12 protein-coding genes and 4 pseudogenes are annotated in these 15,742 nt (G+C 52.2%); 3 read left to right on the forward strand and 13 right to left on the reverse strand.

What is annotated here, in order from left to right; genetic code table 11:
• Positions 1–320 precede the first annotated feature (320 nt).
• The 10 genes and pseudogenes from GYRE_RS03795 to GYRE_RS03845 all read right to left on the reverse strand — a co-directional run bounded on the left by GYRE_RS03795 (position 321) and on the right by GYRE_RS03845 (position 10,116).
• The gene (locus GYRE_RS03795) at positions 321–1,037 is read right to left on the reverse strand and encodes a hypothetical protein (protein WP_038253128.1); all 717 of its coding nucleotides are present in this window, start codon (positions 1,035–1,037) and stop codon (positions 321–323) included.
• A gap of 78 nt (positions 1,038–1,115) precedes the next feature.
• Positions 1,116–2,213, reverse strand: coding sequence for a hypothetical protein (locus tag GYRE_RS03800; RefSeq protein WP_051860910.1), 1,098 nt, complete (start codon positions 2,211–2,213; stop codon positions 1,116–1,118).
• Positions 2,214–2,223: 10 nt separating this feature from the next.
• Positions 2,224–4,902 (reverse strand): fimbria/pilus outer membrane usher protein, encoded by a 2,679-nt coding sequence (locus tag GYRE_RS03810; protein ID WP_167829713.1) that lies wholly within the window; start codon positions 4,900–4,902, stop codon positions 2,224–2,226.
• A gap of 85 nt (positions 4,903–4,987) precedes the next feature.
• Positions 4,988–5,743 (reverse strand): fimbrial biogenesis chaperone, encoded by a 756-nt coding sequence (locus tag GYRE_RS03815; protein ID WP_146748695.1) that lies wholly within the window; start codon positions 5,741–5,743, stop codon positions 4,988–4,990.
• Positions 5,744–6,033: 290 nt separating this feature from the next.
• Entirely contained in the window at positions 6,034–6,705 is a 672-nt protein-coding gene (locus GYRE_RS03820) for a tyrosine-type DNA invertase (protein ID WP_081874623.1), read from the reverse strand.
• 481 nt (positions 6,706–7,186) lie between these two features.
• Positions 7,187–7,609, reverse strand: coding sequence for a hypothetical protein (locus tag GYRE_RS03825; RefSeq protein ID WP_038253139.1), 423 nt, complete (start codon positions 7,607–7,609; stop codon positions 7,187–7,189).
• A 110-nt stretch (positions 7,610–7,719) separates the two neighbouring features.
• Positions 7,720–8,415, reverse strand: a complete 696-nt coding sequence (gene aqpZ, locus GYRE_RS03830; RefSeq protein ID WP_038253218.1) for an aquaporin Z — start codon at positions 8,413–8,415, stop codon at positions 7,720–7,722.
• A gap of 364 nt (positions 8,416–8,779) precedes the next feature.
• Positions 8,780–9,226, reverse strand: a pseudogene (locus GYRE_RS25260) (penicillin-binding protein activator); the annotation flags it as partial.
• The gene (locus GYRE_RS24925; protein ID WP_038253145.1) at positions 9,150–9,539 is read right to left on the reverse strand and encodes a hypothetical protein; all 390 of its coding nucleotides are present in this window, start codon (positions 9,537–9,539) and stop codon (positions 9,150–9,152) included. The gene GYRE_RS24925 and the pseudogene GYRE_RS25260, both read right to left, overlap by 77 nt.
• Before the next feature lie 61 nt (positions 9,540–9,600).
• Complete coding sequence (locus GYRE_RS03845; protein WP_038253148.1) at positions 9,601–10,116, reverse strand: hypothetical protein; 516 nt, start codon at positions 10,114–10,116, stop codon at positions 9,601–9,603.
• A 1,897-nt stretch (positions 10,117–12,013) separates the two neighbouring features.
• On the opposite strand from GYRE_RS03845, the gene GYRE_RS03850 reads away from it, so the two are divergent.
• Together GYRE_RS03850 and GYRE_RS24185 are read left to right on the forward strand one after the other, a co-directional pair.
• Positions 12,014–12,487 carry an ECs1072 family phage-associated protein gene (locus tag GYRE_RS03850; protein ID WP_167829714.1) on the forward strand — a complete coding sequence of 158 codons (474 nt, stop codon included), beginning with the start codon at positions 12,014–12,016 and terminating at the stop codon, positions 12,485–12,487.
• A gap of 480 nt (positions 12,488–12,967) precedes the next feature.
• Positions 12,968–13,509: pseudogene (locus tag GYRE_RS24185) on the forward strand (transposase); the annotation flags it as partial.
• Here GYRE_RS24185 and GYRE_RS24415 read toward each other — a convergent pair.
• Positions 13,502–13,642: pseudogene (locus tag GYRE_RS24415) on the reverse strand (hypothetical protein); the annotation flags it as partial. The pseudogenes GYRE_RS24185 and GYRE_RS24415 overlap by 8 nt on opposite strands.
• Before the next feature lie 24 nt (positions 13,643–13,666).
• Positions 13,667–14,170 (reverse strand): annotated as a pseudogene (tssB, locus tag GYRE_RS03860) (type VI secretion system contractile sheath small subunit).
• 602 nt (positions 14,171–14,772) lie between these two features.
• On the opposite strand from tssB, the gene GYRE_RS03865 reads away from it, so the two are divergent.
• Complete coding sequence (locus tag GYRE_RS03865) at positions 14,773–15,369, forward strand: hypothetical protein (protein ID WP_051860912.1); 597 nt, start codon at positions 14,773–14,775, stop codon at positions 15,367–15,369.
• 30 nt (positions 15,370–15,399) lie between these two features.
• Here GYRE_RS03865 and GYRE_RS25160 read toward each other — a convergent pair whose 3' ends face one another.
• Complete coding sequence (locus GYRE_RS25160; protein ID WP_309300358.1) at positions 15,400–15,564, reverse strand: YcgJ family protein; 165 nt, start codon at positions 15,562–15,564, stop codon at positions 15,400–15,402.
• Positions 15,565–15,742: the final 178 nt, after the last annotated feature.

The following is a 15,742-nucleotide window of genomic DNA, read 5'->3' on the forward strand; positions in this document are numbered from 1 at the left end:
CATCCCTTTATATGGATAAGCATTACGCCACCAAATAAAGAGCCTGTATATACTCAACAAGAGAGTGAGCATTATTTACTTCTTTTACACCTCTCCAGTTGAAGGGTGTAATTATCATTCTGGCATTACACCTGCGGCATTACACCTGCAGAAACACTGATAGCCGTCCCTGGGTAATTAATAAAAACACACACCGACACATTCGACATTAAAAAAACGCATTAGCCTGCATTCAAATAACACCAGACTTCAAATCTTCATGTATTAATAGATTAATTACGGCGACACAATGAAATGCCGACATCGGTATTTCTCTGTTATTACCGCCATGACAATTGCAGGGTAAAATTCGCACTCAAATCACCTTCTGTATTTCGTTGCCTGTCACGGTTTTCCTTTTGCGGGCTGTCATCACTGTGGTGAACCTGCACCACCAGAGGGATGTTCATCACCTCGCCGTCCTTCAGAGTGGCGTTCATGTCGAACCAGTACTCGTCCTGATTGAGACGGAAGTACGTATCACCCTGAGCATCTTTTACCAGGGCCGCAGAATCCGGTGACAGGGTCTGCAGGAGATTATCCAGCTGAGCGGTCGCCTTCTGAGGCCCCAGCGTATAATACATCTGCTGACTCACCGCACTGTCTTCCTGTCGACGCAGTATGCCCCGCTCCGGATGTTCGCCCTGCGCTTCAGCTTTGAACTTCAGGCCCAGACCGTTAAATTCACACTCGCTCAGTTGCAGGTTAAGCACCTGCCGACTATCATCACCATCACCGCGCGATGCAGATGATCGACTGCCATCTGTTTTTTGGGTGCCGAAGGTCAGCGTATCCGTATCCATATGAGCCTGACACGAAGGGGCAATCACCCGGCCGGTAATGGTGATATCCCGCGATGGCAGCCACGTCTCTGCGGCCGGTGCATCCTGGGTACGGGCTATGACCATAACCAGCACACAAAGCAGCAACCCCGGAAGTCCACCCGCGGCCACTTCACGCAGCGTCCTGGTAAACCGCATCATCTGTTTCATCAGCATACTGACTCCTCGCCCCCTGAACCTTTTATACCGCTGAGCCTGCCTGACCTGCTTTTGGGGTATCGACCCTGCCAGCCATCAGTCATAGGAGACCTGATATATGCCCTTGGCCGTAATGTTTCCGGCCGTGACGTCCAGATTATTCTGCGCCCGGGCATAGTACGCCTGCAGCGAGACGGTAATCCCCTGAGTCAGCTCATCTCCTGTCGATGACGGATGAGGGTTCGTCAGCACTACCGGCGACTGCCGACTCCACTGCACCACCCCCTCCCGGCGCTGACCAAAGGCCTGCGCATCGTACTTCATCAGGTAGCCCGTCCCCGTATCCTCACCCGATACATCATCCCGGCCGACCAGAATCGTGTCGCGCCCCTCGATGGAATCCGTTACACTGCCCTGAGGGATAAACCGGATACGCAGGGTCTGGGTGTTCTCCGAGCAGTTTGCCACAACCAGTTGTGGAGGTGACATCAGCGTGTCCGTGTAGTGACCCGCCTGCACATTGCGCTTCAGCCACACCTGCGAAATATCCGGCATCGTGAAGCTCAGGCTTTCCGATGTGCTGGTACAGGTCGGGACCGTCAGGTCTGCTGAGACCTGCACGGTATCTTCCTGAGCGTAAACCTCACGCCCCGCCGCATCGTAAAACGTCGTGATGCGCTTAAACTGTGCCGGCGGCAGTGCGACCAGACCTGCGCCGGTGTTCTGCTCAAGCCTGAGCAGCCCCACCGTCATGTCACCCGGATTTTCCAGGTGATTTCCGCTACCACTGCTCCTGCGACGCGCCTTATCCTTCAGGCTGGTCTGAATCCCGACTCCGATACCTTTCAGGCCACTCGAAAACACATACCAGCCGGTTTCCGGGCGCGACTCCGTTTTCATTGCGTCCGCCCCCGAGACCACCCAGGCACTTTCCCAGTGAGTACTGCTGGCCTCGCAGGCCGCACAGGCCACATCCGGTAACGTCACTTCCTTTGACACAAATGCCTGCTGGTTACTCACGGGGGTCTCCGGGGCCAGGGAGCGCACACCAAACACCACCGCCACCGGCGGGGTCTTCTGTGCTGTCAGGGTATCTTCCGCTGCCTGGCTGTATACTGGGCTTATCCCTGCCAGCAGCCCGCCGGCCAGCCAGAGGCGCATCACAACGCCCGCCGTGCTCTTGCGTTTCTTCACTTTTCTCTCCTCAGCGACAGGTCGCCGTCACCTGACTCAGACGCTTCTCATCCGCCCCCTGCGGCAGACTGTAATCCGCCGTACAGCGACCATCACTTCCGTCCGCCCAGGTCACCAGAAGCTTCCCTTTGTCTGGCAGACCGGACATATAGGCCTGACCGCTGTCACCGACAATGCCGGTGTGTTCCGGTGCCTGCTTATCCTGTTTCTTCAGTGACACCACCGCACCAAACGGAATGTCACCCCCTGCCGCTCTCGCCAGGGTAAAGAGCACCCTGTACCCCTGGGAGCCCGTGAAGCGCACCCTGACCACCGAACCGCGGGTGGGCACTGTCGCCTTACTGCTGCTGTCCACCTCAACGTTCCCCGGCAGGTTGGTCATATTCACACTGAGCTTATTCAGATCGTACGGTGTCAGCCCCGACACCACGGCATAGCCCCGCCAGTCCGTTTCCACACCTGCAATGCGTACACCGCCCACACCCGGTAACTCAATCAGGGCATTCGCCCCGTCCAGCGAGAGCGATTTGGCCAGCGTTATCCCCTGCGGATGCACCAGCACCGCGCCACTCATGCCGTAACTCCAGCCATGATTATCACTGCCCGACATGTTGTATCCTGCGCTCATGGCGGCATATTTCCCGCTGTAGCCCACACTGGTATTGCTGCTGTCAGAGTCACCCCAGCCCGTGGACGCACTGTAGTTAACCTTGCTGTCCAGCGCCGACCCGCTCACACCGGCCTGCTGATTCGCCCGGCCGTTATAACGGGAGTACATGTAGTTGCCGGACATCGCACTGCTGCCACCCAGCCATTTCGCGAGCGGCAGGGAAATGTTCAGCGTCATGCTGCGGTCGTTTCGTGGCCCCTGACTGAAGCCACCCTGCCCGCTCCCGGACGTCCCCGCCGTGGTATTCAGCCCGGCAGCCAGAGAAATACCGACATCCTTCACCGTGGTGCTGTAGCTGACGGTGTACCCTCTCTGGGTGGCTTCGCCTCCCCAGTACTGCGTCTGATTCCCGGTCAGCGTCAGACTGCCGAACACGCCCAGCGAGCGGGACAGCGACACCTGATAACTGGCCCTCTGTCCGTTTCCGCTCCTCAGCGTATCCGGGGTCATCCCCAGGGCATCACTGTAGGTGTGGAAATTCTTTGAGCCGTAGCGGGTGGCAGCCATACCTACCGTGGCTCCACCAATGTTCCGCGACCAGGTGAACTGTGAGGACACCCCGGTCAGTTGCCCGTGCTCGCCCGGAAACGACGAAAGTCGCATGGCAGACAGTGAGGAGGTCAGCGAGAAAGCACCCAGCAGTCCCGAGTACCACCCGCCGCCTGCCGATATCTGCTGATAGTCCTGCGACAACAGCATCCCCGCCAGCAGACTGGTATTTCCGCCCGTTCCGTATGACAGGTTCCCCTGTGCAAACGATGTGGATAGACGACTGTTACCACTGCCCGTATTTTGTGCCTGCCCCGCCGACATGCTGTAACCCATCTCGCCGGCATTCATCAGCATGGGTGCCACCGCCGAGGACATCGTGAAACGCCGGACGCTGCCATCCGCCTCACGAATTTCAACCTCCACATCACCGTTACCGCTGCGGTTAAAATCCGTCAGGGCAAACGGCCCCTGGGGCACGTTTTGCTGGTAGATAACCTTCCCGAACTGTCGCACCGTTACGGTTGCAGGCGAATTTGCAATCCCGGTGATGGCTGGCTTATATCCGGTTGCCGAGGGATTCAGCATCCCCGTATCCGACGCCATCGTGACGCCGGTGAAGGGGACCGAGTCCACCACACTGCCATCTGACGTCAGGCGACCAACCGAAAACTGTCCGCCGCGCATAAAACTGTAATCGTGCTGGGCATACACATCCTGCGTATTCCAGTCGCTGCCGCCTCTGTCTGAACGGTGCCAGGCCAATCCACTGCGCACCCGCCAGCCCATAACATTCAGCTGTCCGTTAAGACTGAGAAAATCACTGCCATTACGCTCACCCTGATTACTCTGCTGACTGCCGCTGTAGTTGTAATTCATCAGCAGAGCTGGGATACCCTCATCCCAGCGTGACGGCGGAGTGCGCATCTCTGACACCGCCCCCAGCGACGCCTGGGGAACCGTGATCGCCAGTAATTTTTTGTTGTAATCAAACTTCTCTGATGACCAGGGCACCATCGACACCACCCCCCCGACCGGGCAGTCAGCACTGGCTGACGCCCCCGTTGCCGCGGGCGCTACCGCCGCAACGGGGGCGTCAGTCGCCGGCGGTGTTTTTCCCGCAGCGACCGCCTTTGGCTCCTCAGACTTCACGCCCCACTCCGTCAGCATGTCACGCGTCACACAGGCATAGAGCTTTCCGGGCTGGTCGGGCCACGAGCGAAACGTCAGCATCCGCCCATCATCGACCATTTTATCGTTCACCTTGACCTGCACCGGGTAATCGCCCGGCATCATCCCGCCGCGGTGAGCGAAGTAGCTCAGGTCAACGTGATCCTTTCCTTTTCCCTTGCCACCGTCGGCCATGGACATAAAGTCATCGTCGAATGTGAGCGCCTGATCTCCACCTCCGCCTGACACGGCCGGTGTTCCGGCAGGCACAGCATCAGCCCCCATCCCCTGCGCACTGGCAACTGACATCATCACCGCCAGCGCACACAGGGAAAGCCTCCCACCCGCAGGGTGTAACACCGCCCTACTTCTTCTTACAGAGACTTCAGACCATTGCTTTCTCATAACGTGCTTCGCTCAGCAATGCCTTTCACGGGCAGGTGTATCAGAAGTTTTTTTCCGTCACTGGCGTGCGCGCACCACGATCATCCACGGTGAAATACGTCAGTTTGCCGTGTGCAACCGAAGACGGTACCGACAGGGTTCCGAACGGCGCCACCATGGTGTCCATGTCTGCTGCAACGGCCTTACCGTTTACCGCCAGTGACACCATCGTTATATAGTAAGGAGTCGGATTTTTGATCGTCAGCGTTTTGCCATCTGCACTTGCTGTCAGTTTACCGGGCAGGGCCTTGACCACGGCCGCGTCCTTCAGCGCCGCCGGGCGATAAATCAGCTTAATACGGGTATTGACAGCAAACTGCATACCGCTCGTTACCGCCTTCGAATACCCTTTATCACCTTTCTTCGGGGGGATCGCCAGAGAGTTTAGATAGTAGACAGACTCCCGGTCTGCAGGCAGAGACTCACTGACGCGGTTGACACGCAACTCCACTGCGCCCTGCGGATCAAGGCGATAAAGTGGTGGAGTGACCACAAAAGGAAGACTGGCAGCAGCCCTGTCTTTCCCACCAGTAGCTGCCACATCATTTCCCTTATCACCATACGGCGACACCCAGAAGCGCATCAGCCAGGTTCCCGTGGAGCCATTGTTTACCGACATCGTGGCCGCATCATTTGAACCATCAAAAATCAGGCGAGTCCCTCCAAGTGAAATCCCACCTGCATGGACAGCGCCACTCAGGCACATACCACTCAATAACAGGGATGCACAAAACACCAACTGACGCGTATTTATCACTCAGGACTCCTCGGGTTCGCCGTTAAAAAAAGGGCTGATAGGTTTACATTTAGGACCATTTTGACAACCAAATGGAATTAAAAGACAAAGAAACTGGAATAACAGGAATTCATGGATAATTAGTCCAACATTATCGAACTGAAAGGAAAATGGACTTTCCTTTACGAACAGGTGGGTAGAAACCGTTTTTTATGTCGGGGTGAGCAGGGGGATGAAGAAGATTGTAACGGTATTAAACTGAGGTTTATCAGGTGATTAAGTTGGTGCGCATCCACGCAAATTTACTTTATTTACATTGTGTTGCAAGTTGAAGCGAATTTTCTAACTTTTTTAGTGTGGAAAAATGACCAGGCTGAACTAAAATAGTTACAGTTTGGTCCTAAATGAACCTTTTTTCGCTTATTTTTTAACTGCCACACCCCCTCGAATCTTTCTGCATTACTGGCCGTGTAGCGCACAGTGTGCCTGATATTTCGGTGTCCCAGATAGTCCTGAATCAGTCGTGTATCTATTCCACGATCGGCCAGCGCAAATCCACATGCATGCCGGAGCATGTGCGGATGCGAGCATAACGAAAGTCCCGCCTTCTCCCCGAGCCGTTGAATCAGGTTATAGATACGCTGTCGGCTAAGTGGAGTCCCCTTTCGCGACACAAACAGCCAGTCGCTCTCCACTCCCGGCATGGTACACCGTACCTTCAGCCAGGCCTTTATCGCCCTCACCTCTTTCCCCAGTAGCGGATGACTGGTGCTGAATCCCTGTTTGAGGCGATGGATATACAGGCTACCTTCCTTCAAATCCAGGTCTGACAACCGCAGGTACCTCACCTCGCTCACCCGAAAACCGTGAATGAAACTCATGTAGATAAGACAATAATCCCGTTCCGGGTTGCCCGACGTTTTTGCTGCTTCCAGCAGGCTTTCCACCTCACTCTGTGTCAGGTATTTTCTTCTCGTAGCCATTAATGGCCTCCTTCTTTCCCGGAGTTACTGACTGATTAATTATTGTGATTTCGCACGTCACACGTTCACGTTTCCAGCAGGTATGAACTGACGGCACGGCATGTTAGCACAGCCGCCAGTGGAGACATCTCCTGATGTAAGAAATAACCCGTGCGAGAAGCGCGAATGAAATAGCCGGAATCATCGGAATACGGTAAGGTTCCGGCGAACTCATATTGACGCGTTTTTTTAGTGTGTGCCAACAGTGGCGTATGCGAATGTGCACAGCCAGGCAATAGGGTTTTGTTCCATTGCATTGCACCCTGGCGATCGCCAGGATGGCAGGTATTGAGGTCAGGTGCTGAAGTACTGAGTCAGGTGATCGCGTCAGTATTATCATTTATACAATCACGTTAGTTTTTTGCTACTGAATGTAAAACAGAAATTAAACGTGATTTACTTCAAATAAACATCGTAACTTTGCCGCAACAGTATGAGGCTCTCATCGACTTTCTTCTCCGTGGCGTATTTCGGGTCGTAACGGTAGCTCATATCGCAAGTCCTGCGGTTCGTACTCCTGCCATTCCCGTACGGTTAACGCCATCGTATCTGTACGGGTTAGATCGTCGATATCGCCGGTTACAGATTTATCGCGCACTGCCCATAGTTGTGCCTTTGCAGCATCGCGTTTCATTTCGGTCCACAGCAATTGCTGACGTAAACGGAAATTTTTAGCACGTAGCAACGCAAAACGCCGCTGGGCTTCCAGCAGATCGCGGCGCAACCTGGCTTCAGCGGGTGAACATACCGGTGCCGCAGTGAGCCCCCTGGAGGTGGCGGTATGTGGCGAGCTGAAGGATAACAATGCGGCAGTCAGAAACAGCAGTCCGCCACGAAGAGAAAGGAAAGGGACTGAGAAACTCATGAGCGTCTCCTGTGAACTGGACGACCCGCAAGGGAAATCATTTTTTACGAGCGACTCTCCATAAAAGAACATCATCGCCACATCACACGCCGTTATGTGGCGATGATGAATCAGACTTCCTGCCCCGAAGAATACATAATCTTGCCCAGCGTACCGCCAAGCAAACCACCCACCAGCGGAGCCAGCCAGAATACCCACAGCTGAGAAACAAACTCACCACCGGTAAACAGCGCCACCGCTGTCGAGCGGGCCGGGTTAACTGAGGTGTTGTCCACAGGAATAGAAATGAGATGGATCAGCGTCAGGCACAGGCCAATGGCCAGCGGCGCAAAACCCACCGGTGCGCGTTGACTGGTGACGCCAGTAATGACCAGCACAAACATCGCTGTCAGCACCACTTCGGTAAGAATGACCGGCATCAGCGGATAACCGCCAGGAGAATGCGCGCCAAAACCATTGCTGGCAAATCCGGCGTGGACATCAAACTCCGGAAGACCTGAAGCCACCATATACAGCACGCCAGCCCCGAGCAGACCACCAGCCACCTGCGCAATCATGTACCCCGGCAGTTGCGACGCTGGGAAACGCCCCGCCGCCCACAGTCCCAGCGATACTGCCGGGTTAAAGTGTCCGCCGGAAATATGACCGACAGCATACGCCATCGTTACTACCGTCAGACCAAAGGCGAGCGACACACCCACGAACCCAATCCCGAGGCCTGGAAAATCCGCAGCCAGCACCGCGCTGCCACATCCTCCCAGCACCAGCCAGAAGGTGCCGAGGACTTCGGCCAGTACCACTTTCATCATGTTGTTGTTCATTTCCTTACGTTCCTTATAGCAGACTGAATTACGTTAATTTTTAAACATCCTTAGCCGGATAATTAACATTCAGGAACGGGAGGTCAGTTTGTCAAATAACAGATACCGGTTTTCAGTAACAAATGTCGGTCTGCTTACTGTTGACCGTTCGCATATACAGGTTTGATTCAGTCACGGCGGTTTTCAGCAACCGAAACAGTCCAAAATCAACATCACGAGAATATAAACCACAGCAACGATGCCGATGGCGATCGCTATCTTTAAGATCAGCTATGACGCCCTCCAGAAAAAATGGATCAGAGTGCTTAGCGGTCCATTGCCCATACAACATTGCCAAGCCGACAGACGGTCGTTTACCCTGCTGTTGAATATGGCGTGCGGCACCGAGGGCTTCATCTTCCGGAGACAACGCAAAATAACAGAGGTTATCCCTGTTGACCGGTTGTTCCGGAAGGTTCAGCGCGTCCCACTGCTTCAGCAGGTACGTTCAGCGCGGTGTTGCGGCTGAGCACCTCCTCCACGTGATTTTTTAACAGCGGCCCCACGACCAGCGTAGTGCCTGCGACAGTAGCTGTGTCACCGGCGTCGCAGCGGTGTCATAAAGCGTCAGCGCTGACGGCTGAGCAGATGGGGATGCTTTCTTTTCAGCCTCAGAGCCCTGTTGAATCGCACGACCAAACCGGCCCGACGGACCGCTCAGGGGGAGCATCAGGGCAACCTTACGCACCGATGTCGGACGAACGTTCATGTCGTTGAGCAGCGCAACGGGCAACAGCCTGGCCGCCGGATGCTGCGGCCAGCAGTAACTGCTCCTGATGCTGAGCATCATTCATTTTTTGCGGCAACTGGTTGAGCAGATTACTGGCCTGCCCGCTTTTTCCCTCCCCGAGCAGTGCCCGGATGGCGAGTAACTGCCAGCTGGTTTTGCTGCTGCCCTCACTGTGCTCCATTCGCTTCAGTGCCTGTACGGTATCCGTCTGTACCGGACTCTCAAGGAGCACGGCACTCTGGTCTGCGGGGCGAACAGCACAGCCGGTGAAAAACAGCAACGCAGCAATAAGCGGAATACCATATAACGTTTTTATTCCTGGAAAATCAGATGAACGCATACCAGGCTACTCCCTTTTATTGTTTTCATCCAACAGAACATCCGGGCCATACGGGGTCGGCTCATACCGCATGGTCAAATAACGGTGCGATGGCGGCCATCAGCAACTCGCGGGTCAGCACTTTCCCTTTGTCCGGAGTCCTGCCATCAGGGTGTATCGCCCAGTCCGCAGTGGATAACAGGTGCCCCGGTATACAAAGCATGTATTTTTCGGTGCGTGGACAGTGACGGGAATTATCAACTGCCAGCGTGACTTCACCCTTAAGCTGAATGCCGCCTTTCACGCTGAACAGCGCCTGTGGGGTGAAACCGGCCCAGTTGCGACCACAGTGAAGGACAATGCCGGGGATGGTATATGCACCCGCCGTCGCGACAGGCACCATTTCCCGCACGGTAATAGTGACTTCATGTCCCTCCAGCCACGCCGTCAGATTGTCTGCCAGGCGCTGCATACGCTCACGAAACGTCCCGATATCCAGCAGCGTCTGCAACTGCTGTTGTTCGCGGCTGGCACGTTGCCGCCTTCCGTGTGTTACGCTCGTCTCATACTCCAGTACTCCCACGCTTAATTCAGCCATTCTCATCCCCCTTCAGAATCCTCACAGACAACCGCTCAACTTTATGCCTGGCGGAAGACTTAACAACGGGGAAAAGTCACTGTCCAGACATATCAACAGACCTTAAATAAATCGGGTTGACGCCAGCGGTCTCCCGTCAGGACACATACCGGATACCGGATTCCAGATCACACCACGCGCAGACATCAATATTACCGTTGGCTATGAAGGTTCAGATTTCAGCAGCGACCACACCAGCGGCAGTCTGGACACCAACGGCTGGAACCTCGGGGTAGGTTACCGTTTCTGATGGTGATGTCAGCGTGATACCCGAAGCCGGTTATCCTTACACACAGGCTTCGGGCTGAACGGTACTGCCGAATGTGAAGCATTTACAGAATATCCGCAAGGATTCATCAACACACGACAGGATAGTGGCTATGTTACATGACCTTTTTATTACCGGTGTTGTCGGTTTATTTATTTTACTGATGGTGATTTCTGTTTTCTTTTTACTCATGAGTCTGGGCGAATAACAATATTTATATCAGACAGAGTCCTGACGGTTAGTTTAAAATATTCATCCAAAACCCTTCTGGCGGAAAAAGAATGAGTAATGACGATCTGACTAACGCGCTAAATGCAGTCAACTTTGCCCACCAGGTCTTTGCGTCGCCCTCCAGTCGGGAGGAGGAAGAACTTCGTCATTTATTAAACGCAGTCCGGCAACGACTTCAGGAGATGTATGATGAACGCGACGGAAATTCTGCGCCGGAACATCGATGACTAATTACTGATGGCGACTGGCGTACAATTTCCTGGGCAGTTATCGGTACAATAATTTATTTGACGGATATCGCATCATTTTCATTTTATATTTTTATCCGCAACCTTCCGTTCACTGACTCAGTGTGCATTATTTTCTCATTAAGGTTGAAATCATTAGCGTTGCCAGTATGTAGATATACGGACTTTTTATATTCACAGAAAAATACAGATTTTAGTTCCGCTTAATGACAATTACCAATAGAAACCAACAGTGAAGGAGGATCAACAAACTACGCGCAGATAATAAATTATCATATTGCGTGGAGAAAAGCCGACTACAATAATACGCTCCCCAAAATACAATAATGTCATTCATCATCTATGTTACCTCGTGATCTCCCCCGGTATTACTGACCGCAATTGTTCTGACCGGTTACCCGGTACCACATAATCTGGTTGGTCAGGTGTAACACTTTCTACGCTGTTTGCATTGCGCCAGCCTCAAAATGTCTCTGCCTTTCTTTGTCAAACTCAATCGACTGGAGTTGATTATATGCGTGACCGCTACTGCTACCAGATTGATGTTGACTTCACGCACTCCCGTTTACATTATTCATCTGTCGGTTCATTACTTATGATGGCAAAGGCACAGCACGTTGTGTCATCCTATGGGCATGAAGCAGTGTTTCTCATTATCAATTGCGGCATGTTCATATCTGTCTGCGCATATATTCGCCTTATTACCGCTAACCGTGACAGTGCCGCTGCCACAATTGACCACCGTGGCTCCCGTTCAGATTGTTACTTTGTATGCGTTAGTTCCCTTTCGCCATATCCAGTACAGTCGCAGGATAACTGTACTGGATATCTGTTGATATATCATCATGTGCTGGCTGCACACACGTTTTTCGGTCTTCTTACTGTGTGTGCATTTTTTTTACTCTGGCCTGCCAGGCTACTCGCTCCCCGGAGCTTTCTTCGCCTTTAGAACAGGCAGTCAACTGCTCTGCTTATCAGCAGATCATTAACCATGCGCAAAGACGCCCGGGACGCACAGTCTCAGAATGGGTGCCAGATTACGTCTGGTGCAGTTACCACTCCCGTCGTTACTCTTTTGATTTCCATAAGCAAAGAATCAAAGGCGTTTAGAATGGAACTACATAAACTAAAATCACTTTTCACCCAGCACGCCAGGAACATCGCCAGATATCGAAAGTGGTCTTCAGAGGAGGATTTCATCCCCGCACTCCAATCATGGCTTCGGGCGGAACAATTTCTGAGGCTGGACATCCTCATCATGCGATACCGCAACAAACACCCCTCAGTCTGGGCTCCCATGAAAGGATTTGATGCACTTAATCAATTAGTTTTCTCCCGGACGGGCTGGATGCCTGCCCGGATATCCCAGCTTTCTTTTGCTGAGAAATTGTTTGTGCTTCATCGGGATCTGGCTGATGTGAATATCCCACAGGAGGTACTGGAACTACCGGCACTCGTGACTGAATCGCTAAAACATGCAATGCATGAGCAAGAGCTATATCAAACTGAATGGCCCCCATGCTCTGAGGAAGAATGGGATCCGTCACTGTCAGAGATAGCCCAGGGTCTGAAAAAACCATTTTAGATTTTCAACAGTCTGAAAATCCAGGTAAAACTCCGGCTTCAGTCTGAGCCGGTATAACTGCTTACTTTACAACCACTGACAGCCGTCCTGATAAAAGCCAGAATGCGTACACAGAGAGTGAGCAGAATGCATCGACACCTTCTGTTCCTGTTTTTACTCCTGCCGGATAACCTTGTTGACCTTAACTCACTGCTGGCAGGGAACAGTGGGAGAATGGCAGCACAGGGCGATCTACATCAGTCCTGCGCCGAATCCCTTACTTCATTTTTTGAGTGGTAACGTCCTGCCATTTTCAGATTTCTGTTTATCTCTGGTGTTCTTTTTCGCGGACGTCGCCCCTGCGTGACTCGTTTTTTTCTGATTAACACGCACTGAAACCGGATGGGCATTAGACTGGCCCCATGAATCTCCAGACAGTTGGTATCACTTAAGTTAGTGATAGTCTTAATACTAGTTTTTAGACTAGTCGTTGGAGTCCGGATGATTGATGTTTTAGGTCCAGAGAAGCGCAGACGGCGAAGTGTTCAGGAAAAAATCGCCATTGTTCAGCAGAGCCTTGAGCCCGGAATGACCGTGTCGCTGGTCGCCCGTCAGCATGGTGTCGCGGCCAGTCAGCTGTTCCTGTGGCGTAAGCAGTATCAGGAAGGCAGCCTCACAGCCGTTGCCGCAGGAGAACAGGTTGTACCCGCGTCGGAGCTGGTGTCTGCGATGAAGCAAATCAAAGAGCTGCAGCGCCTGCTGGGCAAGAAAACCATGGAAAACGAGCTGCTTAAAGAAGCTGTTGAATATGGTCGACAAAAAAAGTGGATAGCGCACGTGCCCTTGTTGCCGGAGGATGGCGAATAAGCCTTGTCAGTCGTTGCCTCCGGGTGTCACGTGCGCAACTGCATGCCATGGCCCGTCGGTCGAAGGACTGGCAGGATCGTCGGCTCAAGCGCAAGCCTGATGATACTGAAGCACTGGCCCGTATCCATGCCGTTATCAGCGATCTGCCCACTTATTGTTATCGTCGGGTATCAGCGAAGTGATGCCCTGCTTTGCGACGTTATAGCCTTCATCGACGGGCGTAATACGGGCCTGCGCCATGATTTCGTCAAGCAGAGAGGAAGACGTCCCCGGCAACGTCAGTGCGGTTTTTTTTTCGGTAACAGACATAATTTTTCCCTTACTGTCGTCGCATTATTCTTCTGGTTTAATAAGATCCAGCTCTTTGAGTAGCTGTTCACGGGCATCGGGACTGGCAAGCAAATCCTGCAGACGGTTACGGAATGACGGGATATTCCCCAGCGGCCCCTTGAACGCAACCAGCGCCTCACGCAACTCCAGCAATTTACGTAACTCAGGGACCTGCTGCGCAAGGTTGTCCGGGGAGAAATCAGCAAGAGAAGAAATGTTCTGATGAACAGGCAGGTCATCTTCGCTTTCGTCTTCCAGACGATTTGGCACATTAAAAGCGAGATCAATTTTGCTTTCCCGCATGACGGCATTGAAATTATTCTTGTCCAGCGACACCGTCTGACGTTCTTCAATCGGCGTTTCTTCTGTTCGCCCTTTCAGGTCACCGATAACCATCAGAGTTAATGGTAATTCAACCTCTGCCTATTGACCGCCGGTCGCAGGAACATATTTAATATTAATTCTTTCTTTCGGCGCGACAGAAGATCTGTCCTTATTTTTACTCATATTCCTCTCACTCGATTTCGTCAAAAAGCAAAAAATTAAAACAGGCAGATCAGCAAATGCACCCCGGTATTGGATGAAATCCCGGGCTCACTTTTAAGCATTCACCTGACAGTTAATTCGCAACGATGGCCTGACACCACGAACCGATTCTGGACGTTCAGCGCGTCCGATTTTATCCTGATCATGATAGATCATTACACTATTTATTTGCAATAAAACAGAACTAAAGATCAACACGAGATCACAAAATGTGATTTTACTTCAATTTGTAACCACACGGATAAATTGAGATAAATCTGATAAACGCCATCACAACAGCACAAAGACGCCTACAAAGCCTATCCCCACCTTCACTTGTAGAATATTATTTCATTAAAACAATAAAACACATCCACCCCGTCACCGGGCAGGATAAAAATATGTCTACGTGCACGCCATTAAATACAATCAGAAATACAAAACATCATTTTCAGCCATTGATTTTTATTGCATAGCAATAAAAATCAAAACCAACACAATAAAAATAAGCTTTGTTGCCAATTCGTTTATACTAAGCATGAACATCATTTCGATACTTTCATGAATAAATACGTAGTCTGATTATGAAGACATTAAAATCTGCATTGCGCCGTGCCTTACTGGTGGCTTCTGGCTCTCTGTTGTTGACTGTTTTTACTGTACAGGCAGACACAACAGTCATCTTTCTCCGTCATGGAGAAAAACCTGTCACGCCTACCGGTCAAATGACCTGCAAAGGGTTTAATCGTGCTCTGGCACTGCCATCAGTACTACTGCCACGCTTTGGAATGCCTGATGCTATTTATGCTTCCGCACCAAAAGAAAACAAAACCGGCAGTTCCCTGCGTCCGCTGACCACCATTCTCCCCACGGCTATCCGGGCAGAGAGGCCGGTGATTCTGAAATACCATGCCACACAAACGGACGAACTGGTCGGCGAACTTCTGTTGCCCAATAACCAGGACAAGCGGATATTCGTTTTCTGGGAGCAGAAAAACCTGGTAGTGGCCGCGAAAGCAATGGTAAAACGAACCGGAGGCGATCCAGAACAAATCCCGCAATGGAAAAGCGATGATTTTGACAGCCTGTACATAATCCAGTTGAGTGATGAGGGGAAATTTGTGTCATTCAAAAAGGAAAACGAAGGACTAAACGACGTAAGCGAGCGCTGTCAAAACTAAAAATACCGGGATCCGCCAGGCCCCTACTCATCATGGCGCAAACAACAGCGCTGTGGTCTTCTTGTCAATCGCACCTGACAGTTTACCATCGGCACCAAAGTACCGGTCCTTACGACACACCTTTTCTTTCGTGTCGCAGTAAACACCATTAGCAAACGTAAACGCCGTGCAGTCAAATGCGCCCTGCGCAGCCAGTTGCTGACCTTTTTTTCGCGCCCAGGTATGTCGTCAGCGTAGCTGAAATCCCCGTCGCATCAGCGCGAACGTACGCATCACAGACCACACCAGCGGCAGGGTTTGTGAGCTTATTGTGCTCTGCCGCCTCAGCCAGACTGCAGGCGCTACCGATGATAAAGCATAATCCCAACATAAA

The sequence above is a fragment of the Yokenella regensburgei ATCC 49455 genome (assembly GCF_000735455.1).
GTDB lineage: Bacteria > Pseudomonadota > Gammaproteobacteria > Enterobacterales > Enterobacteriaceae > Yokenella > Yokenella regensburgei.

Excerpts from the sequence above, each read along its gene's own strand:
- GYRE_RS03795 (WP_038253128.1), bottom strand. The coding sequence starts at position 1,037 with ATGCTGATGAAACAGATGATGCGGTTTACCAGGACGCTGCGTGAAGTG.
- GYRE_RS03820 (WP_081874623.1), bottom strand. The coding sequence starts at position 6,705 with ATGGCTACGAGAAGAAAATACCTGACACAGAGTGAGGTGGAAAGCCTG.
- GYRE_RS03825 (WP_038253139.1), bottom strand. The coding sequence starts at position 7,609 with ATGAGTTTCTCAGTCCCTTTCCTTTCTCTTCGTGGCGGACTGCTGTTT.
- aqpZ (WP_038253218.1), bottom strand. The coding sequence starts at position 8,415 with ATGAAAGTGGTACTGGCCGAAGTCCTCGGCACCTTCTGGCTGGTGCTG.
- GYRE_RS24925 (WP_038253145.1), bottom strand. The coding sequence starts at position 9,539 with ATGCGTTCATCTGATTTTCCAGGAATAAAAACGTTATATGGTATTCCG.
- GYRE_RS03845 (WP_038253148.1), bottom strand. The coding sequence starts at position 10,116 with ATGGCTGAATTAAGCGTGGGAGTACTGGAGTATGAGACGAGCGTAACA.
- GYRE_RS03850 (WP_167829714.1), top strand. The coding sequence starts at position 12,014 with ATGGAACTACATAAACTAAAATCACTTTTCACCCAGCACGCCAGGAAC.
- GYRE_RS03865 (WP_051860912.1), top strand. The coding sequence starts at position 14,773 with ATGAAGACATTAAAATCTGCATTGCGCCGTGCCTTACTGGTGGCTTCT.